The sequence below is a fragment of the Lactobacillus sp. M44 genome (genome assembly GCF_058130005.1).
This window is the reverse complement of record NZ_CM176707.1, coordinates 74,374-93,449: the sequence shown is the minus strand read 5'-3', so window position 1 is coordinate 93,449 and position 19,076 is coordinate 74,374. Positions and strand designations below refer to the sequence as shown.

General features: G+C 30.8%; 21 protein-coding genes. 15 read left to right on the top strand and 6 right to left on the bottom strand.

Annotated features, from left to right (window positions below; all coding sequences use genetic code 11):
- The first annotated feature begins 7 nt into the window (after positions 1 to 7).
- From AC38BG_RS00585 to AC38BG_RS00560, 6 genes are all read left to right on the top strand, one after another.
- Positions 8 to 1,276, top strand: coding sequence for a serine hydrolase (locus AC38BG_RS00585; RefSeq protein WP_489937247.1), 1,269 nt, complete (start codon positions 8 to 10; stop codon positions 1,274 to 1,276).
- A 199-nt stretch (positions 1,277 to 1,475) separates the two neighbouring features.
- On the top strand, positions 1,476 to 1,724 hold the full coding sequence (locus tag AC38BG_RS00580) for an AbrB/MazE/SpoVT family DNA-binding domain-containing protein (protein WP_489937246.1): 249 nt from the start codon (positions 1,476 to 1,478) through the stop codon (positions 1,722 to 1,724).
- Between the two features lie 88 nt (positions 1,725 to 1,812).
- Positions 1,813 to 1,956, top strand: a complete 144-nt coding sequence (locus AC38BG_RS00575) for a hypothetical protein (protein ID WP_489937245.1) — start codon at positions 1,813 to 1,815, stop codon at positions 1,954 to 1,956.
- Between the two features lie 271 nt (positions 1,957 to 2,227).
- Positions 2,228 to 2,422 carry a hypothetical protein gene (locus AC38BG_RS00570; RefSeq protein ID WP_489937244.1) on the top strand — a complete coding sequence of 65 codons (195 nt, stop codon included), beginning with the start codon at positions 2,228 to 2,230 and terminating at the stop codon, positions 2,420 to 2,422.
- A 60-nt stretch (positions 2,423 to 2,482) separates the two neighbouring features.
- The gene (locus AC38BG_RS00565; protein ID WP_489937243.1) at positions 2,483 to 2,614 is read left to right on the top strand and encodes a hypothetical protein; all 132 of its coding nucleotides are present in this window, start codon (positions 2,483 to 2,485) and stop codon (positions 2,612 to 2,614) included.
- 291 nt (positions 2,615 to 2,905) lie between these two features.
- Complete coding sequence (locus AC38BG_RS00560) at positions 2,906 to 3,040, top strand: hypothetical protein (RefSeq protein ID WP_489937242.1); 135 nt, start codon at positions 2,906 to 2,908, stop codon at positions 3,038 to 3,040.
- 51 nt (positions 3,041 to 3,091) lie between these two features.
- Here the strand turns inward: AC38BG_RS00560 and AC38BG_RS00555 are convergent, their stop codons facing one another.
- Positions 3,092 to 3,424, bottom strand: coding sequence for a type II toxin-antitoxin system PemK/MazF family toxin (locus AC38BG_RS00555; protein WP_489937241.1), 333 nt, complete (start codon positions 3,422 to 3,424; stop codon positions 3,092 to 3,094).
- On the bottom strand, positions 3,414 to 3,644 hold the full coding sequence (gene mazE, locus AC38BG_RS00550; protein ID WP_489937240.1) for a type II toxin-antitoxin system PemI/MazE family antitoxin: 231 nt from the start codon (positions 3,642 to 3,644) through the stop codon (positions 3,414 to 3,416). The genes AC38BG_RS00555 and mazE overlap by 11 nt, the downstream gene beginning before the upstream one ends.
- A gap of 438 nt (positions 3,645 to 4,082) precedes the next feature.
- Here mazE and AC38BG_RS00545 point away from each other — a divergent pair, with 438 nt between their 5' ends.
- The 4 genes from AC38BG_RS00545 to AC38BG_RS00530 all read left to right on the top strand — a co-directional run bounded on the left by AC38BG_RS00545 (position 4,083) and on the right by AC38BG_RS00530 (position 8,961).
- Positions 4,083 to 4,496: a L,D-transpeptidase gene (locus tag AC38BG_RS00545; RefSeq protein ID WP_489937239.1), complete on the top strand. Its 414-nt coding sequence runs from the start codon at positions 4,083 to 4,085 to the stop codon at positions 4,494 to 4,496.
- A 242-nt stretch (positions 4,497 to 4,738) separates the two neighbouring features.
- Entirely contained in the window at positions 4,739 to 6,412 is a 1,674-nt protein-coding gene (gene argS / locus AC38BG_RS00540; RefSeq protein ID WP_489937238.1) for an arginine--tRNA ligase, read from the top strand.
- 79 nt (positions 6,413 to 6,491) lie between these two features.
- On the top strand, positions 6,492 to 7,406 hold the full coding sequence (locus AC38BG_RS00535; RefSeq protein WP_489937237.1) for a class II fructose-bisphosphate aldolase: 915 nt from the start codon (positions 6,492 to 6,494) through the stop codon (positions 7,404 to 7,406).
- Between the two features lie 142 nt (positions 7,407 to 7,548).
- On the top strand, positions 7,549 to 8,961 hold the full coding sequence (locus tag AC38BG_RS00530) for an FAD-binding oxidoreductase (RefSeq protein WP_489937236.1): 1,413 nt from the start codon (positions 7,549 to 7,551) through the stop codon (positions 8,959 to 8,961).
- Positions 8,962 to 8,989: 28 nt separating this feature from the next.
- On the opposite strand, the gene AC38BG_RS00525 is transcribed toward AC38BG_RS00530, so the two are convergent.
- Positions 8,990 to 9,847 carry an RluA family pseudouridine synthase gene (locus tag AC38BG_RS00525; RefSeq protein WP_489937235.1) on the bottom strand — a complete coding sequence of 286 codons (858 nt, stop codon included), beginning with the start codon at positions 9,845 to 9,847 and terminating at the stop codon, positions 8,990 to 8,992.
- An 87-nt stretch (positions 9,848 to 9,934) separates the two neighbouring features.
- Between AC38BG_RS00525 and AC38BG_RS00520 the strand changes: the two genes are divergently transcribed.
- From AC38BG_RS00520 to AC38BG_RS00500, 5 genes are read left to right on the top strand one after another with little or no spacing between them, the layout of a single operon-like run.
- Positions 9,935 to 11,995 carry a PBP1A family penicillin-binding protein gene (locus AC38BG_RS00520; protein WP_489937234.1) on the top strand — a complete coding sequence of 687 codons (2,061 nt, stop codon included), beginning with the start codon at positions 9,935 to 9,937 and terminating at the stop codon, positions 11,993 to 11,995.
- Positions 11,996 to 12,018: 23 nt separating this feature from the next.
- Positions 12,019 to 12,375, top strand: a complete 357-nt coding sequence (locus tag AC38BG_RS00515; RefSeq protein WP_489937233.1) for a YlbF family regulator — start codon at positions 12,019 to 12,021, stop codon at positions 12,373 to 12,375.
- Position 12,376: 1 nt separating this feature from the next.
- On the top strand, positions 12,377 to 13,597 hold the full coding sequence (locus AC38BG_RS00510; RefSeq protein ID WP_489937232.1) for a metallophosphoesterase family protein: 1,221 nt from the start codon (positions 12,377 to 12,379) through the stop codon (positions 13,595 to 13,597).
- Positions 13,578 to 16,037, top strand: coding sequence for an ATP-binding protein (locus AC38BG_RS00505; protein WP_489937231.1), 2,460 nt, complete (start codon positions 13,578 to 13,580; stop codon positions 16,035 to 16,037). Before AC38BG_RS00510 ends, AC38BG_RS00505 begins: the two co-directional genes overlap by 20 nt.
- 15 nt (positions 16,038 to 16,052) lie before the next feature.
- Complete coding sequence (locus AC38BG_RS00500) at positions 16,053 to 17,030, top strand: 3'-5' exoribonuclease YhaM family protein (RefSeq protein ID WP_489937230.1); 978 nt, start codon at positions 16,053 to 16,055, stop codon at positions 17,028 to 17,030.
- A 48-nt stretch (positions 17,031 to 17,078) separates the two neighbouring features.
- Here AC38BG_RS00500 and AC38BG_RS00495 read toward each other — a convergent pair whose 3' ends face one another.
- From AC38BG_RS00495 to AC38BG_RS00485, 3 genes are all read right to left on the bottom strand, one after another.
- Positions 17,079 to 17,996 carry a peptidylprolyl isomerase PrsA gene (locus AC38BG_RS00495; RefSeq protein ID WP_489937229.1) on the bottom strand — a complete coding sequence of 306 codons (918 nt, stop codon included), beginning with the start codon at positions 17,994 to 17,996 and terminating at the stop codon, positions 17,079 to 17,081.
- A 144-nt stretch (positions 17,997 to 18,140) separates the two neighbouring features.
- Positions 18,141 to 18,494, bottom strand: a complete 354-nt coding sequence (locus tag AC38BG_RS00490) for a hypothetical protein (RefSeq protein WP_489937228.1) — start codon at positions 18,492 to 18,494, stop codon at positions 18,141 to 18,143.
- A complete protein-coding gene (locus AC38BG_RS00485; protein WP_489937227.1) occupies positions 18,494 to 19,048 on the bottom strand; it encodes a hypothetical protein in 555 nt (184 codons plus the stop codon). The genes AC38BG_RS00490 and AC38BG_RS00485 overlap by 1 nt, the downstream gene beginning before the upstream one ends.
- Positions 19,049 to 19,076 lie beyond the last annotated feature (28 nt).

Genomic DNA, 19,076 nt, shown 5'->3' with positions numbered 1-19,076 from the left:
AAAATCTATGTTTAAAAATAAAACTACAAAAATATTTTTTAGCTTAGTATTTATATTTAATTTAATGATGATATGCACACAAAATGCATTTGCAAGTATTAATAACTATCAAAACCAAGCTGTAAATATTCAATCAAAATCTTCTATTGCAATTGATGCAAATAGTGGACAAGTTTTATATGCAGCTAATGCCAATAAGTCACTGCCAATTGCTTCAATGACTAAACTAGTTACTGTTTATTTAACTTTGCAAGCGATTAAACAAGGCAGACTATCTTGGTATGAAAAAGTAACCCCTGATTCGGATGCGGTAAAAGTAAGTCAAAATACCGACTTTTCAAATGTTCCATTATATAAAAACCACAAATATACAATTCAGCAATTATACCAGGCAACCTTAATTGAATCTGCTAATGGTGCAGCAATGACTTTAGCCAAAGCAATTGCTGGTAGTCAGATAATTTTCGTGAATCAAATGCGCTCTCAACTAAAAAAATGGGGTATCAATGACGCAAAAATTTATACCACTGATGGCTTGCCTAATGGCACTTCTGGCAGCCAAAGCTATCCTGGTATTAGTAAAAAAGCTGAAAATGAAATGTCTGCAAATGATATGGCTATTGTTGGTCAAAATTTATTGAAAAATTCCCCTGAAGTTTTACAAACAACAAAAATCCCTACTAAAAATTTTGTTGATGGTGCTAAAATAACTCCTATGAATAATTGGAATTGGATGTTAAAGGGTTTAAAACAAGCAAGTAAATATACTGTTGATGGGCTAAAAACAGGTACAACTGATGCTGCAGGGGCATGTTTTATTGGTACTGCATTAATAAATAATCGTCGAATAATTACAGTTGTAATGGGAGCAAAACACGCAGATGGAAATGATCCATCACGCTTTGTTCAAACCGAAAGATTATTAGATTTTATTAATCATAATTATGCTTTATATCAATTAAATAAAAATACTAGTTTTTCAGGATTAACTACAATTTCTGTTCCAGATGGCAAACAAACAAGTGCTAATTTAGTTATGAAAAAAAATAATAATATTTGGATCAGACATGGAGAAAATTTAACTGCTATTTTTTCTAAAAAAGCATTATCTGCTCCATTGATTAAAGGACAAACAGTTGGACAATACCAGCTAAAATTGAATAAAAAAGCAATTCCAACTATTAGTAATAAAAGTTTAACAGTTGCTGCAACTGTTAAAACTAATATTCAAAAAGCTAATATTTTTGTTCGTTTGTGGCACTGGATATTTGGATAAAATTTAATATTGGTAATCTTTTATACTATAATAACTTTATTCTAATGTAATTGGAGTAATTAACATATGGAAAAAGATTGAGTATTCTAGCTTTCAAAGTTATGTCGTGATTTATGTTTAGTTTTTAATATTGCCAGTTATTTTTGGTTCACATTATAATTAGATATTACATTGTATAGACAATAAAAAGGAGAATATCATGCTTTCTGCAACTATTACAAAATGGGGAAACTCGCAAGGTTTTCGTTTAAACCAAGCATTAATGAATGCTTTAAATATTAAGACTGGTGATAAAGTTTCTATTGAAATAGAAGGGAATAGTCTAATTGTTAAAAAACAAACTGAACCAAAAGCTTTAACTTTTGCGCAATTATTCAAAGATTATAATGGAGAAGAATTTGATACCCAAATTGTTATTCCAGACAGAATAGAAAACGAAAAATGGTAAAACAAGGCTCCATTTTTTTATTAAATTTAAATCCAAAACAAGGAATAAACTACCAGTAACCGAAAAGGGGCAAATTGATTTTGCTTATATGGAAAAATACATTAAAGCAATGCAAAAAGTGGCAATTAAAGATGTAGTGAAATATAAAGATAAATTGATAGCAACAACTAAGAAAGTTGTTAATGAAGGTAAGTTAGGATCAAGTTGCTTAAATTCAATACCTGCACCGTGATTATTGCTAAATAGGTTATTGCTTCATTCATCATTTAATATAATCTCTTGAACATTATTTTAAGTGATGTTCACGTTTGTATCTATTAACTATTGCTCTAATTATATCGGCAATTCCCATAATTGCTCCTTTCAAATTAGCAAAAAAACTTTGCAACTAAATTTAATTTATCACAAACTTATGTAAATCAGCTTATTAGTGGTATTAAGCGCGGTCGTAAAGCAAGAGAATGGAGAGAAAAAATCTCAAAATATGCAGGAGCTGAACAGTAATGAAATTACGTGGATCTAAAAATAACTTTAGCAAATTTGCTAAGCACTATGATGAAGTTAGAGATGAAGTTAAGTATCTAGTTCATATTAAAAATATGGATTATTTAGTTACTAATGATAAGCCTATATTTCACAGCTATCATGATTTTGAAAAACTAAATTCAATTGCAAATAAAATTAGTAACATTGCATAAAGTTATGGAATTACTATAAGCCACAATGTAACTTATCTCCCATCAAATAGAAAATGGTCATTGATAAGAACCAGAATTTATTCTAGCAAACTAAATGTTTTGGGAGAGTGGTCTGTTAATACTGATGATGATCCAAGAAGAACTGCTTTAGAAGTTGAAATTGAATTATGGGACGGAAAATTAGAGTTTTAGATTAAAAAGTAAGGAAGTGGTAATAAATAATGACTCAAAACATTGTACGAGAAAGCAATTCTAGCGTTAAGTTGACTATAAAAGACAATCAAACCCAATCAACCTCATTAACAACTATACAAGCTTTGCTGAAATACTTAATCAAAAGGTTAAAAAGCGTGCTTTAAGTTTGAATGACGCTTTAGCAAAAAGACTTTAACGAATTTCTAAAAATTAAATATTAGAGTTTTAGACTCCGTTCTTAATTACAAAAAAGAATGGGGTCTTTTTATTTATAGAAAGGAAAAAATTATGGCTGAAACACTTAATAAGAAAAATAATCTTCTATATACTAAAAAACAAATCAAACAAGCAGAACAAGGTTCAATTGTTGAATTAGCCGAAAAGGCAGGTATAGCTCTAAACCAAACAGTAAGACGACAATAAATATAAAGCAAAAAAAAGAAGCATATACCACTTTCAGTACATGCTAGGGAACTAATCGATCTCTAATGCATAATCAAGTATTTGTTTTACCAACAATAAATCCTCTGGTCTTAATGTATCTACTATTCGCATTGATGTAATTCGCTTTAGTGAAAAACTATGTATCTGCGTTGCATTAACTCGTCCATAGATTTTATATCCATTTAATGGAACATATCCTTCAAAATCATTACCATGAGAAGTTATTGGGCAAACAATTATATATGCAGTTTTCTGATTATAAAAATTAGATGACACCACTACTGCGGGGTGTTCTCCTCGCATTTCATTAGCAATTGAAGGTGAAAAATTAATCCATACAATATCACCTTGTTTAATTTTCATCATCAAACTCCTTAACAGATTCTATTTCAAAACTTTCATTATCATCAGCTGGTACAAATTTGTGAGAACTTTTAAAAGGATTTGAAATTTTAGGGGCTAGTATAATCGCTCCACTTTTAGCTTTAGTTATAACATATTCTTGATTTGCAGCAGGTGATAATTCTGCTGGAATGGAGATCATGATAGAGTTTCCTACTTTTCTTGTTTTAGAATTTAACATAATACCTCACCTCTAACTTAATTATACAAAGTATAACTCAATTTAACAAAATTTAAAAATATTATGAAACATAAACGACCTCCCCACACAAAATTAAAAATTAGGTAATCCAAGAGCAATTCAATGTACAAACCAAAGAGATTAAATCTAAAACATCTTCCAAAAAGAATTAGCTAAACAAGCGTTTTTGAGAAAACGAGGACTTAAACGAGAATAATTTAAAGCAAAAAAAAGAAGCACACATCGCTTTCCATGTGTGCCGCTCTATTAGGTAAAAAAACAGAACCAAAGATTTATTAATCGGTTATAACAGACTAACCAAAGATATGATAAAAAATTTGAAAATTCATCTACTAAAGAGCGATCAAAAGTTGATACTTCGATGTTTACAGAAATTATAGACAATTTGCACAAACAAACTGATCGAAAATATTTAAATTGGGACATAACTTATGGCTTCGTGTATCTATTTTAGGAAATAGAACTTATGTAGTGTCTGGTAATAATGTAATTTATACTATGTATTCATCAGCTGGGATGTTTGTAAATGGTAAAAGCCTAACTCCAACTGGTACTTATCATGTCCAGGCAGAACGTGGTAAGCAATTCTATATTGCTTCAGAAGCTGCTGGTGGTAATTGGTATGTATCATGGAAAGATCATGGAGTATATTTATTCCATTCAACAGTTATTACAACAGGTGGACGTTATAATTTAACAGAGGCTGCTAAGTTAGGTAAACAACCTGCTTCTCATGGGTGCATTAGATTAACAGTGTCTGATGCTAAATGGTTTTACGATCAATTACCAGTAAGGACTAAGGTTATAATTGAAAATAATCAAATTTATTAGCATAGCATAGTAATACCTGTTATAATACAGAATTGTCAGAAGTAGTAATTTGAATTGCTTTTTTAGCGAGTCTATGTTGGTGTAAGATAGATAAAGCAAACAAATGAAGGCGTGTTTGACATCAAAAAATGTAAATAACAAAGCGGATGAATCTCATCAATTAGAGTGGTACCGCGGGTAATATGCTCGCCTCTTTTTCTAGAAAAAATAGAAGAAGAGGCGTTTTATTTTGAGGTGAAAAAATGGATTTTAAACAACAAGTAGTAGATGCAATTACTCAGCAAATAGATTTTCCTGAAGATCAGGTTGCTAAGTTAATTGAACGTCCTAAAAATGAAAAATTAGGTGATTATGCTTTTCCAACTTTTATATTGGCAAAACAAGAACGTAAATCACCAGTAGTAATTGCAAGTGAAATTGCAGAAAAAATTCATGATACGAATTTTTCTAAAATTACTGCAGTAGGTCCGTATGTTAACTTTTCAATTAATCATAATGAATTAATTGCTTCTACATTATTAGAAGTTATGAATGAAAAAACAAGCTATGGTCACCAAAAATTGGGTTCGGGTAATGTTCCAATTGATATGTCTAGTCCTAATATTGCAAAACCTATGTCTATGGGACATTTGAGATCTACTGTGATAGGTAATTCTATTGCAGAGATTTTGACTAAAGTTGGATATCATCCAATTAAAATTAATTATTTAGGAGACTATGGTACTCAATTTGGTAAGTTAATCGTAGCCTATAAGTTATGGGGCGATGAAGATCAAGTCAAAAAAGATCCAATTAATACATTATTGAAACTATATGTTAAATTTCATAAAGAAGCAGAAACTAACCCTGAATTAGATGACGAAGCGCGCGCTTGGTTTAAAAAACTTGAAGAAGGTAATAGTGAAGCAAAAGAATTATGGAAGTGGTTTAGGGATGCATCTTTAAAAGAATTTAATCGCATTTATGATGAACTGGGTATTAAGTTTGATTCATATGATGGAGAAAGTTTCTTTAATGATAAAATGCAGCCTGTAATTGATGAGTTAAAACAAAAAGGTTTATTACATGAATCACGTGGTGCACAAGTTGTTGATTTAGGCGATGATAATCCAGCCTTAATTGAAAAGTCTGATGGCACTAGTTTGTATATTACCCGTGATTTAGCTGCCGCAATTTATCGCAAACATAAATATAATTTTGTGATGTCTTTATATGTTGTAGGTAATGAACAAGCGATTCACTTTAAACAATTAAAGGGCGTTTTGAAAAAGATGGGATACAGCTGGGCAGATGATATTTATCACATCCCATTTGGCTTAATTACACATAATGGTAAAAAATTATCTACTAGAAAAGGTAATGTAGTTTTACTAGACCAAGTTTTATCTGATGCAGTTTCACTTGCCAAAGAGCAAATTGAAACTAAGAATCCAAATTTAGCTAATAAAGATCAAGTTGCACATGAAGTGGGTGTTGGTGCGGTAATTTTCCATGATTTGAAAAACGAACGTACTGATAATTTTGACTTTGATTTACAAGAAGTTGTTCGCTTTGAAGGCGATACTGGCCCTTATGTTCAATATACTAATGCACGTGCTCAAAGTGTGTTGCGTCGCGCTAAAACAAAGCCTGAAGTAAGCAATATTCAATTAGATGATGAATGGTCATTTGCGGTAGCTAAGCAAATTGCTGATTTCAAAGAAACTGTTGCTAGAGCTGCTTCAAAATTTGAACCTTCAATTATTGCAAAATATGCATTAAATTTAGCTAAGAAGTTTAATAAATATTATGCAAATGTCAAAATATTGGTTGATGATGAAAACTTACCTGCAAGACTAGCATTAGTTGAATCAACTTCAATTGTTTTGACTGAAAGTTTGCGTTTATTAGGGGTAAAAGCTCCAAAAGAAATGTAATTTTTGTAGAAAACTTGTTAATTTTGATACTAGAGAGTAAAATACTCATGTGTTAAAAAAAACTAGGAGGTATTTTTTAATGGCATATTTTGTAAATGGTAACGAAATTCTTAAAGCTGCTCGTGAACATCACTATGCTGTTGGTGCATACAACACTAACAACCTTGAATGGACTCGTGCATTGATTAAGGGTGCTAAGGAAACTAGAACTCCATTATTGATTCAAGTTTCAACTGGTGCTGCTAAATACATGGGTGGCTACAAGACTGTTAAAGATCTAGTTCTTAATGAAATGGACAACATGGACATGGATGTTCCTGTAATTATGAACTTAGATCATGGTGATTTTGAATCAGCTAAAGAATGTATCGCATTAGGTTATTCATCAGTTATGTTTGATGGACATAAATTGCCAACTGACGAAAACTTAGCTAAGACTAAGGAAATCGTTAAATTAGCTCACGAAAGAGGAATCTCTGTTGAAGCTGAAATTGGTAAAATTGGTGAAAACCAAGGTGCTGAAGGTGGAGAATTAGCAACTGTTGAAGATGCTAAAGCCTTTGTTGCTGCTGGTGTTGACAAGTTAGCTGCTGGTATTGGTAATATTCATGGTGTGTACCCAGCTGATTGGCAAGGTTTGAACTTCACTCGTTTGAAAGAAATTGCTGATGCAGTTAACGTACCATTGGTATTACATGGTGGTTCTGGTATTCCTCAAGACCAAATTGAAAAAGCTATTCAATTAGGTGTTGCTAAGATTAACATCAATACTGAATTCCAATTAGCATTCCAAGAAGCTACTCGTCAATACATTTTAGACGAAAAAGACTTGGATAAAGCTAACAAGGGTTATGACCCTCGTAAGTTGTTAAGAGCTGGTACAGATGCAATTACTGACAAGATGAAACAAATGATTTCTTGGATGGGAACTGCTCCTATTGACTCAAAAGATTCAGCTGTTAAATTTGATGAAGCTTCATTAAACGAAGAATAATCTAATTATTTAAAATGCTTAGGATACTCTGCCTATATGCAGGGTATTTTTTTATTATCTAATTGACATCGCTTACAAAAAACTTTTAAATTAATAATGGTAATTATTACAATTTAATCTAAATAATACGAGGAACTAGATAATGAAATATCACCAGATAAATCAAGAAGATATTAAAACTTTAAGTAATTATATTTCTGATTCAAAGCGGTTTATTACTGAGCCAACAGCTCATTGGGATCATGATCAACTTAAAACTACTAAAGCAATGCCTGACTTAGTTATCCAACCAATAACTAACAAAGAAGTTGAACAAGTTATGAAATATGCTAGTGACTATAATATTCCAATTGTACCAAGAGGAAATTCAACTGGCTTAATGGGCAATAATCTAACAATTGATGGTGGTATTTCACTTGATATGGTTAAAATGAATAAAATTTTAGACTATGATCCAGATAGTTTAACAATGACTGTTCAAGCAGGAGTCAGATTAAAAGATATTGAAGATTATTTAGCTGATAAACCATTTACTTATATGCCAGCTCCTGCAATGCATTGGGCTTCAATTGGTGGTAATGTTGCAACTAATGCAGGTGGATTAAAAGCAGTTAAATATGGTGTTACTAGAGAACATATTCGTGAATTAAAAGTAGTTTTAACTGATGGAAAGTTATATAAATTTGGTGCTAAAGCAGTAAAATCGTCATCTGGATATTCGCTAAAAGATTTAATTATTGGCTCTGAAGGTACACTTGCTGCAATAGTAGAAGTTACAATTAGACTTTATCCTAAATTTAAGAATTCAATTAATGCAATTATTCCATTTCCTACTTTAGATGATGCAATTAAATCAGTTCCAGCTATCTTAGCTTCTGGCGTAGTTCCTACTACAGTTGAATTTATGGGTCGAAAAATTATTAACTTATGGGAAAAATACTTTGATGATAAATTCCCTATTGAATCAGGCAATGGTTTTATTATTTTAGGTTTTGATGCTTTTACTAAAGCTGAACTTGATGCAGAATTAAAACAGACGCTAAAATCAGTAAAAAAATTCAATGCAATGAATGCAACTGTTTTAAATGCCGATTCTGAGGAAGCAAAGAAAATTTGGAAATGTCGTGAAGAATTACTTCTTGCAATTCAAAAATCTACCCCTCAAGTAGATGAAGTTGATATTTGTGTACCAATTAGTCATATACCTGATGTGTTGCATCGTATTAACGAACTTGAAGAGCAAGTAAGTATGAGAATTCCTAGCTTTGGTCATGCAGGAGATGGTAATATTCATATTTATCTTTGCATGGATGATATGAGTGAAGTTGAGTACAAACAAAAAAGTGAACAAGTTATCACTGAATTATATAGGACTGCTAAATCATTAGATGGAAATATGTCAGGAGAACATGGTATAGGCTATGTGAGACAACCTTGGTTTGAAGAATATTATGGGAAAGATTATGCAAAGTTGCTAAGAAAAATCAAAAAAGTATTTGATCCTAACTTTATTTTGAACCCAGATAAGATTTTCCCATCTGAAGATAATAAATAGTTAAAATAAATGCTGGTAAAATGAATTATCAGCTTTTTGTTTTGTGATTTTTAGATAAAGAAATAGTTTTTCTATCAAAAGAAAATGGTTCAATAAAAGACAGTTGGTATGCAGTTAACTGCAGCTTTTCCCCATTAAATTTTGGATTATATAAAGGATCACCAATTATTGGTAAGTCAATAGCTGCCAAATGGACTCTGATTTGATGAGTACGTCCAGTTTCTAGAGTTAATTTATATGTAGTAACTAAATCAGTTCGCTCAATTAATTCATAATGTGTTACAGCATGTTTTCCAGATGATGTAATCATTCTTTTTCTTGGATCGTTTGGATCTTGTCCAATAGGTTGATTAATCACGCCTTTAATAGGCATATCAAGCTTAGTTTTTACTTTTGCAAAATAGTGTCTTTGCAAGGTTTTATCAGTTAATTCTTTATTTAAAATAGGTACTACTGCGGGATTTTTAGCAATTAGTAATAAGCCACTAGTTAACATATCTAGTCTATGGACAATATAAGGTGAATAACCTAAATATAAGGCTACATCATTTAATGCAGTATTAGTTTCGTTTAAATTAGGGTGCGTTTTTTGACCAGAGGGTTTATTAATTATGATGATATTGTCATCTTCATAAACTATCTCTGGCAGATGGTTACTTGGTGAATATTTTTGTTGATTAGATTCTACATGAGTTAAGTTAATAGTAATTTGGTCATTTGGATTAACCAATTCATTAAAATTAAGGTAGCGATTGTTAATTAAAATATTTTTTTCTATTCGCAAATAATGTCTCCACTTTCTAGAGATGAGTAAGTTTTTAATTAATTGTTTGACTGAAATAGGTTGTTTATTTGGATAAGTTAATTTAAATTGATATGAATTCATAATAAATCTTAAAATGATACATTTTATAAAATAGACATGATATTGTGTGATAAAATCATTATATTATTTTAGTAAGGGAGCAAATATATGCCACTAAGAACCGAGCCTTGGGATCATCGTGTCTGTGAAGCTATGAAGCAATTTAATCATCGTTTTCAAATTATTAGATGGTTAATTTTGCTAGTTCTTAGCTTAGCTTTAGTTACTTGTACTTATTATACTATTAAAGTTAAGACTTCAAATATAGCTAATTTAAAAGCTGCTTTATCTACAACTACGACAATATATGATGATAAAAATCAAAAAGCAGGAGAGTTATATTCGCAAAAAGGAACTTTTGTAAATTTGAATCAAATTTCTCCTAATATGCAAAATGCAGTAATTTCCACGGAAGATCGAACTTTTTATACAAATCCTGGCTTTAGTATTAAAGGGATGGCGCGAGCTGCACTTGGATTAATCATTCATCATGGAGATATCTCTGGGGGAGGTTCTACTTTAACTCAGCAGTTAGCCAAAAATGCATTATTAACTCAAAAACAAACTTTTTCTAGAAAGTTAGAAGAATTGTTTTTTGCAATTGAAATAAATCATGTGTATTCAAAAAGAGATATCTTAACAATGTATTTAAATAATGCTTACTTTGGCAATGGTGTCTGGGGAGTGCAGGATGCATCACATAAGTATTTTGGCGAAGATGCAAGTGAGTTAACTCCAAGTCAAGCTGCCACACTGGCAGGGATGCTAAAAAGTCCAAGTTATTATAATCCAATTGATCATATGACTAATGCTCTGCAGCGTAGAAATGTAGTTTTGCAGTTAATGGTTGACAATCGTAAACTTTCACAAAATAGCGCAGATGTTAATAAAAAAGTAGGTTTAAATTTAAAAGATAACTTTACCCAAGAAAATGGTTATCGCTATCCATATTTTTTTGATGCAGTCGTTAATGAAGCAATTAATCGTTATGGATTAAGTGAAGAAGATGTCATGAATAAAGGCTTAAAGATTTACACCACCCTAAATCCTGATTATCAAAGACAGATGCAGCTTAGTTTTGAAACGACTCAAAATTTTCCATTAGCTTCTGCTGATGGCACTGAAGTTCAAGGTGCTAGCGTTGCAATGGATCCTAAAACTGGAGCTGTAAGAGCAGTAGTTGGAGGGTGCGGGAAGCATGTGTTTAGAGGATATAATCGTGCAACTCAAATGAAAAGACAACCAGGATCATCAATGAAGCCACTTGCTGTTTATTCACCTGCCTTGCAAAATGGATTTCATTATGATTCGATGCTATCAAATCGATTACAAAAATTTGGAAAAAATGGTTATGAACCGCATAATGTGGATAACTTATACTCTAACGAAATTCCAATGTATACTGCAGTTGCCCAAAGTAAAAATGTGCCAGCCGTTTGGTTATTGGACAAAATCGGTGTAAATAAAGGTGTTCAATCTGTTCAAAACTTTGGCATTACGGTGAACAAAAAAGATCGAAATTTAGCTTTAGCACTAGGTGGCTTATCCACAGGTGTTTCACCACTTCAAATGGCACGTGCATATTGTGCTTTTGATAATAATGGTAACTTGCCAAATAATGAATACTTTATTACTAAAATTACTGATGCAAGTGGCAATGTCATTGCAAGTAATCAAAATCCAGGCTCACATCGAATTATTACGACTAATACGGCTAAGGAAATGACCTCAATGCTTTTAGGAGTTTTTACTAATGGTACTGCTGTGTCAGCTCAGCCTTCTGGATATCAAGTCGCAGGAAAGACTGGTTCAACTGAAGTACCTAATAGTTATGGCTATGGCACTAAAGATCAATGGATCGTTGGATATACACCAGATGTTGTAGTTTCAACATGGGTTGGATTTGATAGAACAGATGAAAGCCATTTTATGCAGGGAATTTCAGAAACTGGAATTACTAGGTTGTATCGCTCTGAAATGAATGGAATTTTACCATATACAAAAGGAACCCAGTTTAAAGAGAAACCAGCTCAAAGCATTTCTCAAAATAATGGTTCAAATAATGATTGGCTTTCAAATGCACAACAAAATATTCAAAATGGGTTCCAAAGTGCAGGGCAAAAAGTAAATGAATGGTATAATGATATCAAAGGCTTTTTTGGACATTAAATTTAAGGAGGAATTAAAGCCCAATGTATAATATTAATGAAACAGCTAAGAAGTTGGCATCAGATTTTAAAGATACAAAAGAATTTAAAGACTTACAAGCTGCTCTTGAAGATGTGAAAAAAGATGCTACTAGTAATGCACTTTATCATGAAATGAATAATTTACAAGGTCAAATCATGGAAGCACAACAACATGGTCGTGATTTAACTGCGGATATGCGCACTAAATACGAAGATCTAAATAAGAAATTACAAGACAATGATAAAATGAAGACTTTGATTCAAGCGGAAGAAAAAGTTTATTCAAAACTTGATGAAGTTCAAAAAACTCTAACTAAGCCTATGGCTGATTTGTATGAAAAGTTAAGAGACAATAAATAATATGAAATTTCTGCACATTGCTGATGCACATCTAGATAGTCCATTTGCTGGGCTATCTTTTTTATCATCTAAAACCTATCACGAAATCCATAATGCCGCAAATAGCTCATTTAAAAAATTAGTTGATTTTGCTATAAAAAATAATGTTGATCTAGTTTTAATTGCTGGTGATACTTTTGATAGCAATCATCCAAGCCCTAAAAGCCAACTGTTTTTTTCAAAACAAATAAAACGTTTGACTGATGAAAAAATTCAAGTTGTAATGATCTTTGGTAATCATGACTTTATGAAAATAGATGATTTATTGATCGAAAAAAGTCCATATTTTAAATTACTAGGCAATAATGAAAAAGTAGAACAAAGTTTATTTGAAACAAAAAATGGTTTTAAATATTTAGTTAATGGCTTTTCATATGCACATAATCATATTAAAGAGGATAAAATTCCAGAATTTATTCCCAAAAATTCTAAATTATTCACATTTGGATTGATGCATTCTGGGGAAAAGATGTCAATTTCAAATAATGATTATGCCCCTTTTACAATAGATGAATTGCGACATTTAAATTATGATTATTTTGCTTTAGGTCATATCCATAAAAGACAGATTTTAAATCAACTACCTTTGATTGCCTATAGTGGTAATATACAAGGTCGTCATATCAATGAATTAGGTCGAAAAGGTGCATATTTTGGACAAATAGATGCCCAAAATAAAGTTGAGTTAAAATTTATTCCTACAAGTCCTATTATTTGGAGTGTTGTAGAAGTTGATATACTAAATTCAATTTCTAAAAGTGATTTGAAAAAATTATTGGTTCAAAATATTAATAAAAATTTATCACAAGAATCATTTGTATGTTTAAAGATAAATCATGCTCAAAATTTAACTGTTGAAGAAAGTGAATTGGTAAAAGATACCGACTTTTGGCAAGTATTATCTAGTGAATTAAAATATAATTCAACTATTGTAGATGCAAGATTGCAAGCTTCAAAACAAATTATTTTAAATAAAACAGATCAAGCTATTTTAACTAAAGCTACTAATGAGGTATTTGAGATAAATAGTTTTAATAAAAACACAATTGATCTAGCTAAAAAGTCTGATTATTTAAAAAAAATGTTTCAAGATCCAGCTTTTTTAAAGCAAATAAGACAGTATACACAAGTTAAATTAAGTCAAAAATTGAAAGGATTACAAGATGAAACTGAAACAAATTAATATTATCAATTTTGGTCAGCTTTCAAATGTGACTTTTGATTTACCAAGTGAGCAACTCAATGTGTTTTATGGGGCAAATGAAGCTGGGAAAAGTACTACTGTAGCTTTTATTAAGCAGATATTATTTGGTTTTCACTTGAAAAATAAAAAATCAGCCTTTTTTGAAGATTATGTTCCTTTATCAAAAAAATTTCCAATGGGTGGAGAACTATTATTTGTGGATAGTTCAGGGGATAAGTTTTTGCTTCATCGAGTATGGTCTAAAGGAGATGAATCTAAAAAAGGCACATTAACTGTAAAATTAAATGGACAATTAGTTCCAGAAAACTTATTTTTTGATAAGATTAAAGATATTAATGGTAGTTTTTATGCTGATAGTTTTATTTTTAACCAAGATATGCTGGGACATATTTCTGAATTATCCCAACAAGAATTGTTAGAACAAATATATTATTTAGGGATGGCTCAAAGTAATAAGTTACTGGATTATCGCGACCAATTTAATAAACAAGCAGATGGGTTATTTAAAAAAACTGGGCGAAAACCTGAAGTTAATCAATTATTAGCAAAAGCTTATGAACAACAAAATAATTTGAATCAAAATCTAGAACAATTTGATCAATATCGCCAAATATCAGCAAATAAACTTCAAGAACAAAATACCTTAGCGAAATTAATAAAAAATAGAGATACAATTCAAAATGAACTTGCCAAGAATGGAAAATTGCAATCAAAGTTAATTAATTATAAAAAGTGGTTGCAGTTAAAAGAAACTATTAAAAATATCAACTTTAATGCAAAGGATTATCAAAGAGCTCAAAATATTAATGCACAAATTAATAATTTGGATAAACAGAAAAAAGAAGTTGAAGAAAAATTATCAAAGATAAAATTAGATGACTCACAGAGTATACAAAAGAAAAATATTGTTAATCAGAAGGCTCAAATTTTACAAAATCACAGTGATTTATTGCAAAGAACTGAAGAATTAAAACAATTACAATTAGAGCAACAAGAAATAAAAAAATTGAACAGTAGTATCCCATTAATTGCACAATTTACAGATGATCAAATTGCTAAGTTGAAATCAGATTATACAATTTTAAAATTACCTATTGAACAACCTGCTGCAACAGACAATCGAATAGGAATATATTTAGGAGCAATTTTAATTATTGTTGGAATTTTATTATTGACAGCAACTCCTTTGAGTATTTTGTTAGTTATAGCAGGTGTTGTCAGTTTAGGATACGGATTTATTAGTAATAATAAAAACAAACAAAAAGTTCAAAATTATAATAAACAAATTAAGCAACATCAACAAAAATTAGCTGAATATCAAGAAAACTATCGCTTAAATATTAATGATGATGTAAATGTAATTTTGCAACAAGCACAGCAATATCGTTTAAAATTATATGCTGTTAAAAATAAATCAGCACAGGTAGGCCAACTAAAAGCTAATGAACAAAATTATATTAGTGAAGTAGAAAATATTATTGAAAAGCCAATAGACTATAATTTGTTGATCAACATAATTGACCAATTTACTTTAGAGTTAGATCAAGATAAATCTCAAAGAAATTCATATAATTATTTACAAGATCAATTGAAGCAAATATCATTGGAATTAAAACAAGTGCAATTGCAATTAAAGACAATTTTAGTTGCAAATAATGTTGAAAATCTGAAGGAATATGAGGAAAACTATCAAGATTATTTAAATCAAGTAAAGCAAAAAACACAGTTAACAGCTTTAAAAGATAATATTGGAACTGACTTTGCAAAAATGCAGGAATATAATACAAACCCTAATCAAATTAATGATTATTCAAAAAATCTACAAAAAAAATTGGAAAGTTTAAATACAGATATTACAAAAAGAACTAAAATAGAAGCAGAGTATGAGTTAGAATTAAAGCAATTAGCAGATTCTGATATTGTATTTGATAATCAACAGGATTTAGCAAAATCGCAAGCAATGCTAGTAAATAGTGTGTCTGAATATTTAAGTAATTTGTTTGCAGCAAAAGTTATTTCTCGTACACTAGATCTAGCATCTAATGAGAGATTCCCTAAAATGTTAAGTGCTGCAAATGATTTCTTTAGTTTATTGACTGGAAATATATATAATGGCTTAAAATTAGATAAGAAGTTATATGCGATTAAAAATGATGGAAAAAAAGTGGAAGTAAAATATTTATCTCGTGGTACGTCAGAGCAATTGTACTTTGCATTAAAATTAGCTTTTGCGCAACAAATCCAAGATGAAATTAATTTGCCAATTTTGATTGATGATTCTTTTGTTAATTTTGATGCACAGCGAATAGGATATATCGAAAAATTATTAGAAAAAATATCAAAGGAAAATCAAATTATAATATTTACCGCCCAAAAAGCTTTAGCAGCTAGCTTGACTGCCAATCCCGTAATTTTTTAAAAAAGAGGAGTAATCATGCTAAAACATTTATGCGATTACAATTATGAAGAAGAATTTGATCTTGTATTATTAGTTAGCAATTCGCAATTAAGACGCAATAAAAAGGATAAGCTTTTTTTGACATTACAATTAAGTGATAGTACTCAAAGTATTAGAGGGCATTATTGGAATGCTTCTGAAAATGACGCATTAAAATTTGAAGCTGGAACACTAGTTGAAATTGATGGTAAAAAAGAAGAATATCAAGGTCGCACTCAAATTAAGATATATAATATTCGTCCAGTTGGTTTTAATGAAGGGTATGATTTAAAAGAATTTATTAAACAAGCCCCTGAAACTGAGATAACTATGGAGCATGAAATCAGTAAATATATTGAAAAAATAGAAAATAAAACGTGGCAAGATATTGTAAAGTATTTATTGCATAAATGGCATGATCGCTTTTTTGAATATCCTGCTGGTAAATCTAATCATCATGCAGTAAAAGGTGGCTTAGCATATCATACTGTGTCAATGCTTAGGGATGCAAAAGCAATTGTCCAAAATTATCCACAGTTAAATCCAAGTCTTTTGTATGCTGGATGTATTTTGCATGATATGGGAAAAGTTCTAGAATTATCTGGATCTGTATCAACTCAATATACAACTGAAGGTAATTTAATAGGGCATTTGGTAATTATTGATGAGCAAATTGTTCTAGCAGCAACTGCATTGCATTTTGATTTGGAACAAGAAGATTTATTATTGCTTAGACATCTGGTTTTATCTCATCATGGAAAAGGAGAATATGGGTCACCTAAAAAACCGGCAATTTTAGAGGCAGAAATATTACATCGAATTGATGATATGGATGCAATGATTTATGCGGTGACAAATGCATTGCAACATACAGAACCTGGAGAATTTACAGAGTTCATTCAATCACAAGATAATCGCAGATTTTATCATCCACTAAATGACAAGTATCTTGATGAATATCAAAAATTAGAGTAAAAAAAAAGACTTTATCACAATTGTGATAAAGCTTTTTTAGTTTGGCAATTAGTTACCAGCTATTTGTTGTCCGCCTTGTGCAGGTGATGGATTCAAGTATTGAGTTAATACGTCAGACATATCCTTATCTTTAATTGAAACATCAGCGCGCTTCAATACAGTTTGGATTACGCTGCGCATAATTTCTTGGTTACCTTCCATAGATTGATAAATTTGATTATCAAGTTCTTTTTTATGTGAGGCAAATGAACCCTTGCTTGGGTGTTTGATCATCATAATTACATGGTAACCAGCTTGAGATTTAACTGGGGTTTTAGTATATTCACCAGTCTTTAACTTAAATGCGGCAGTCTTGAAATCAGGGTCTAAAGTTTGATCTGATGAATCAAATGCAGGTAACTTACCATCTTTATTTTTAGTTGCTGTATCAGTTGAATATTTCTTAGCTAATTCTCCAAATTTAGCACCATTATCTAATTGCTTGATAATATCTTGTGCAGTTGATTCTTTTGAAACTAAGATATGTTCTACAGTAACTTTAGGTTGGTAATTCTTCCAAGCTTTTTCTTCATCGGCTTTACTGATTTTTTTGATGCTCTTTAAAGCAGCTTCAGTTAATAAGTTAGTCTTAATGTTTTGTTTAAAAGTAGATGGTGTCATTCCATTTTGTTGCAATGCAGCAGAGAATTGACTACCATATTGCTTTTTATAGGAGTTGTATTGTTTATCAACATCTTTTTGAGAAACTTTTTTACCATATTGTTCCTCTAATGCACGGTTGATAATCATACTTGCAAGTTCTGATTTACCAGCTTGGGTATTTTTCATATCCTTGTAGTAATCATCTTGAGTAATCTTACCACCCTTATAAGTAACGATAGTTGCGCTACTTGAACAAGCAGTTGCTGATACTGCGATTCCCGCAACTGCTAATACAGCGGCAGCTTTTTTCCAATATTTTTTCATATGAATAAATCTCCAAATTCTTAATTTATTACTGGTTATTAATATAGCATAAAAATCTTATTTTGGTTTGTGGATTCACAAATTAATCACCAAATCTTTACTAATCTATAAAAAAACCACCTGAATTTTACAGATGGGAAAGTTTTAGTTGCTAGTTTTTGAAATATTGTTTTCTAAACCATCAAGTTCTTTTTCAAGTATTACTGCTTTTTTATTCATTTTATTAAGTTTGCGATCAGCATATCTGCTAAAATGATCTAGACTTTTTTGAATAGCCTGTGTAGTTTTTGTACTATCATCGGCAGCAGTTTTAAAATTGTAAACTGAGTTTTTCAGTTGATTACTGGCTGTAGCAAAATTTTGGACATTTTGATTAGTTTCATCAAAGTATTCTTTTAATTCATGTTTTATGGTTTTATTGGTTTCTGGATTTTTTAAAAAGCTGACGCCAACACCAATTGCAGCACCAATTATAAAACCAAAGCTAAAATTTTTCATTATTTATTATCTTTCTTGTCTTCTTTTTTATTTTTGCCCAAAATCATTGCAAATAACTTTTTATGGTCAATTGCTTTAAATGAAGCATGTGTTACAGCATCTACAAAATCGTGTGCTTTTTCCCCTAAAGTTACATGTTGTGGAACACGCTCAATTTTGGGAGTAGGTTTCATTTGTTTAACTTCAGGTTTTTCTTCAGAAACACCAGACTCAGCATCGGTTTTAGATTCTTTATGTTCTTCATGTTCGGAAGCGTGAGTTTCAGCGTCAGTTGTAGCCATTTTAGTTGCTTTTTCAGCAGTTGATTTTTCTTCTTCAGAAGCGCCGGATTCAGCATCAGTTTTAGTTTTTACTGGCTTTGGTTGATCTGGATACATTCTTTTTTCTTCAAGTTCATGATATATATTTTTTGCACGTCCAACTGAGTCTTCAAAATTATCAATTGCGTCTCTAACATCCCCTTTAACTTTATTTCCAGTATAAGGGTTTTTAATAAATGAAAGAACACTACCACCTACAACACCAATTGCAGCACCAATTAAAAAAACATCCATAATATTTACCTCTGTTAAAAATAATTCT

Excerpts from the sequence above, each read along its gene's own strand:
- AC38BG_RS00585 (WP_489937247.1), top strand. The coding sequence starts at position 8 with ATGTTTAAAAATAAAACTACAAAAATATTTTTTAGCTTAGTATTTATA.
- AC38BG_RS00580 (WP_489937246.1), top strand. The coding sequence starts at position 1,476 with ATGCTTTCTGCAACTATTACAAAATGGGGAAACTCGCAAGGTTTTCGT.
- AC38BG_RS00575 (WP_489937245.1), top strand. The coding sequence starts at position 1,813 with ATGGAAAAATACATTAAAGCAATGCAAAAAGTGGCAATTAAAGATGTA.
- AC38BG_RS00570 (WP_489937244.1), top strand. The coding sequence starts at position 2,228 with ATGAAATTACGTGGATCTAAAAATAACTTTAGCAAATTTGCTAAGCAC.
- AC38BG_RS00560 (WP_489937242.1), top strand. The coding sequence starts at position 2,906 with ATGGCTGAAACACTTAATAAGAAAAATAATCTTCTATATACTAAAAAA.
- AC38BG_RS00555 (WP_489937241.1), bottom strand. The coding sequence starts at position 3,424 with ATGAAAATTAAACAAGGTGATATTGTATGGATTAATTTTTCACCTTCA.
- mazE (WP_489937240.1), bottom strand. The coding sequence starts at position 3,644 with ATGTTAAATTCTAAAACAAGAAAAGTAGGAAACTCTATCATGATCTCC.
- argS (WP_489937238.1), top strand. The coding sequence starts at position 4,739 with ATGGATTTTAAACAACAAGTAGTAGATGCAATTACTCAGCAAATAGAT.
- AC38BG_RS00535 (WP_489937237.1), top strand. The coding sequence starts at position 6,492 with ATGGCATATTTTGTAAATGGTAACGAAATTCTTAAAGCTGCTCGTGAA.
- AC38BG_RS00530 (WP_489937236.1), top strand. The coding sequence starts at position 7,549 with ATGAAATATCACCAGATAAATCAAGAAGATATTAAAACTTTAAGTAAT.
- AC38BG_RS00525 (WP_489937235.1), bottom strand. The coding sequence starts at position 9,847 with ATGAATTCATATCAATTTAAATTAACTTATCCAAATAAACAACCTATT.
- AC38BG_RS00520 (WP_489937234.1), top strand. The coding sequence starts at position 9,935 with ATGCCACTAAGAACCGAGCCTTGGGATCATCGTGTCTGTGAAGCTATG.
- AC38BG_RS00515 (WP_489937233.1), top strand. The coding sequence starts at position 12,019 with ATGTATAATATTAATGAAACAGCTAAGAAGTTGGCATCAGATTTTAAA.
- AC38BG_RS00510 (WP_489937232.1), top strand. The coding sequence starts at position 12,377 with ATGAAATTTCTGCACATTGCTGATGCACATCTAGATAGTCCATTTGCT.
- AC38BG_RS00505 (WP_489937231.1), top strand. The coding sequence starts at position 13,578 with ATGAAACTGAAACAAATTAATATTATCAATTTTGGTCAGCTTTCAAAT.
- AC38BG_RS00500 (WP_489937230.1), top strand. The coding sequence starts at position 16,053 with ATGCTAAAACATTTATGCGATTACAATTATGAAGAAGAATTTGATCTT.
- AC38BG_RS00495 (WP_489937229.1), bottom strand. The coding sequence starts at position 17,996 with ATGAAAAAATATTGGAAAAAAGCTGCCGCTGTATTAGCAGTTGCGGGA.
- AC38BG_RS00490 (WP_489937228.1), bottom strand. The coding sequence starts at position 18,494 with ATGAAAAATTTTAGCTTTGGTTTTATAATTGGTGCTGCAATTGGTGTT.
- AC38BG_RS00485 (WP_489937227.1), bottom strand. The coding sequence starts at position 19,048 with ATGGATGTTTTTTTAATTGGTGCTGCAATTGGTGTTGTAGGTGGTAGT.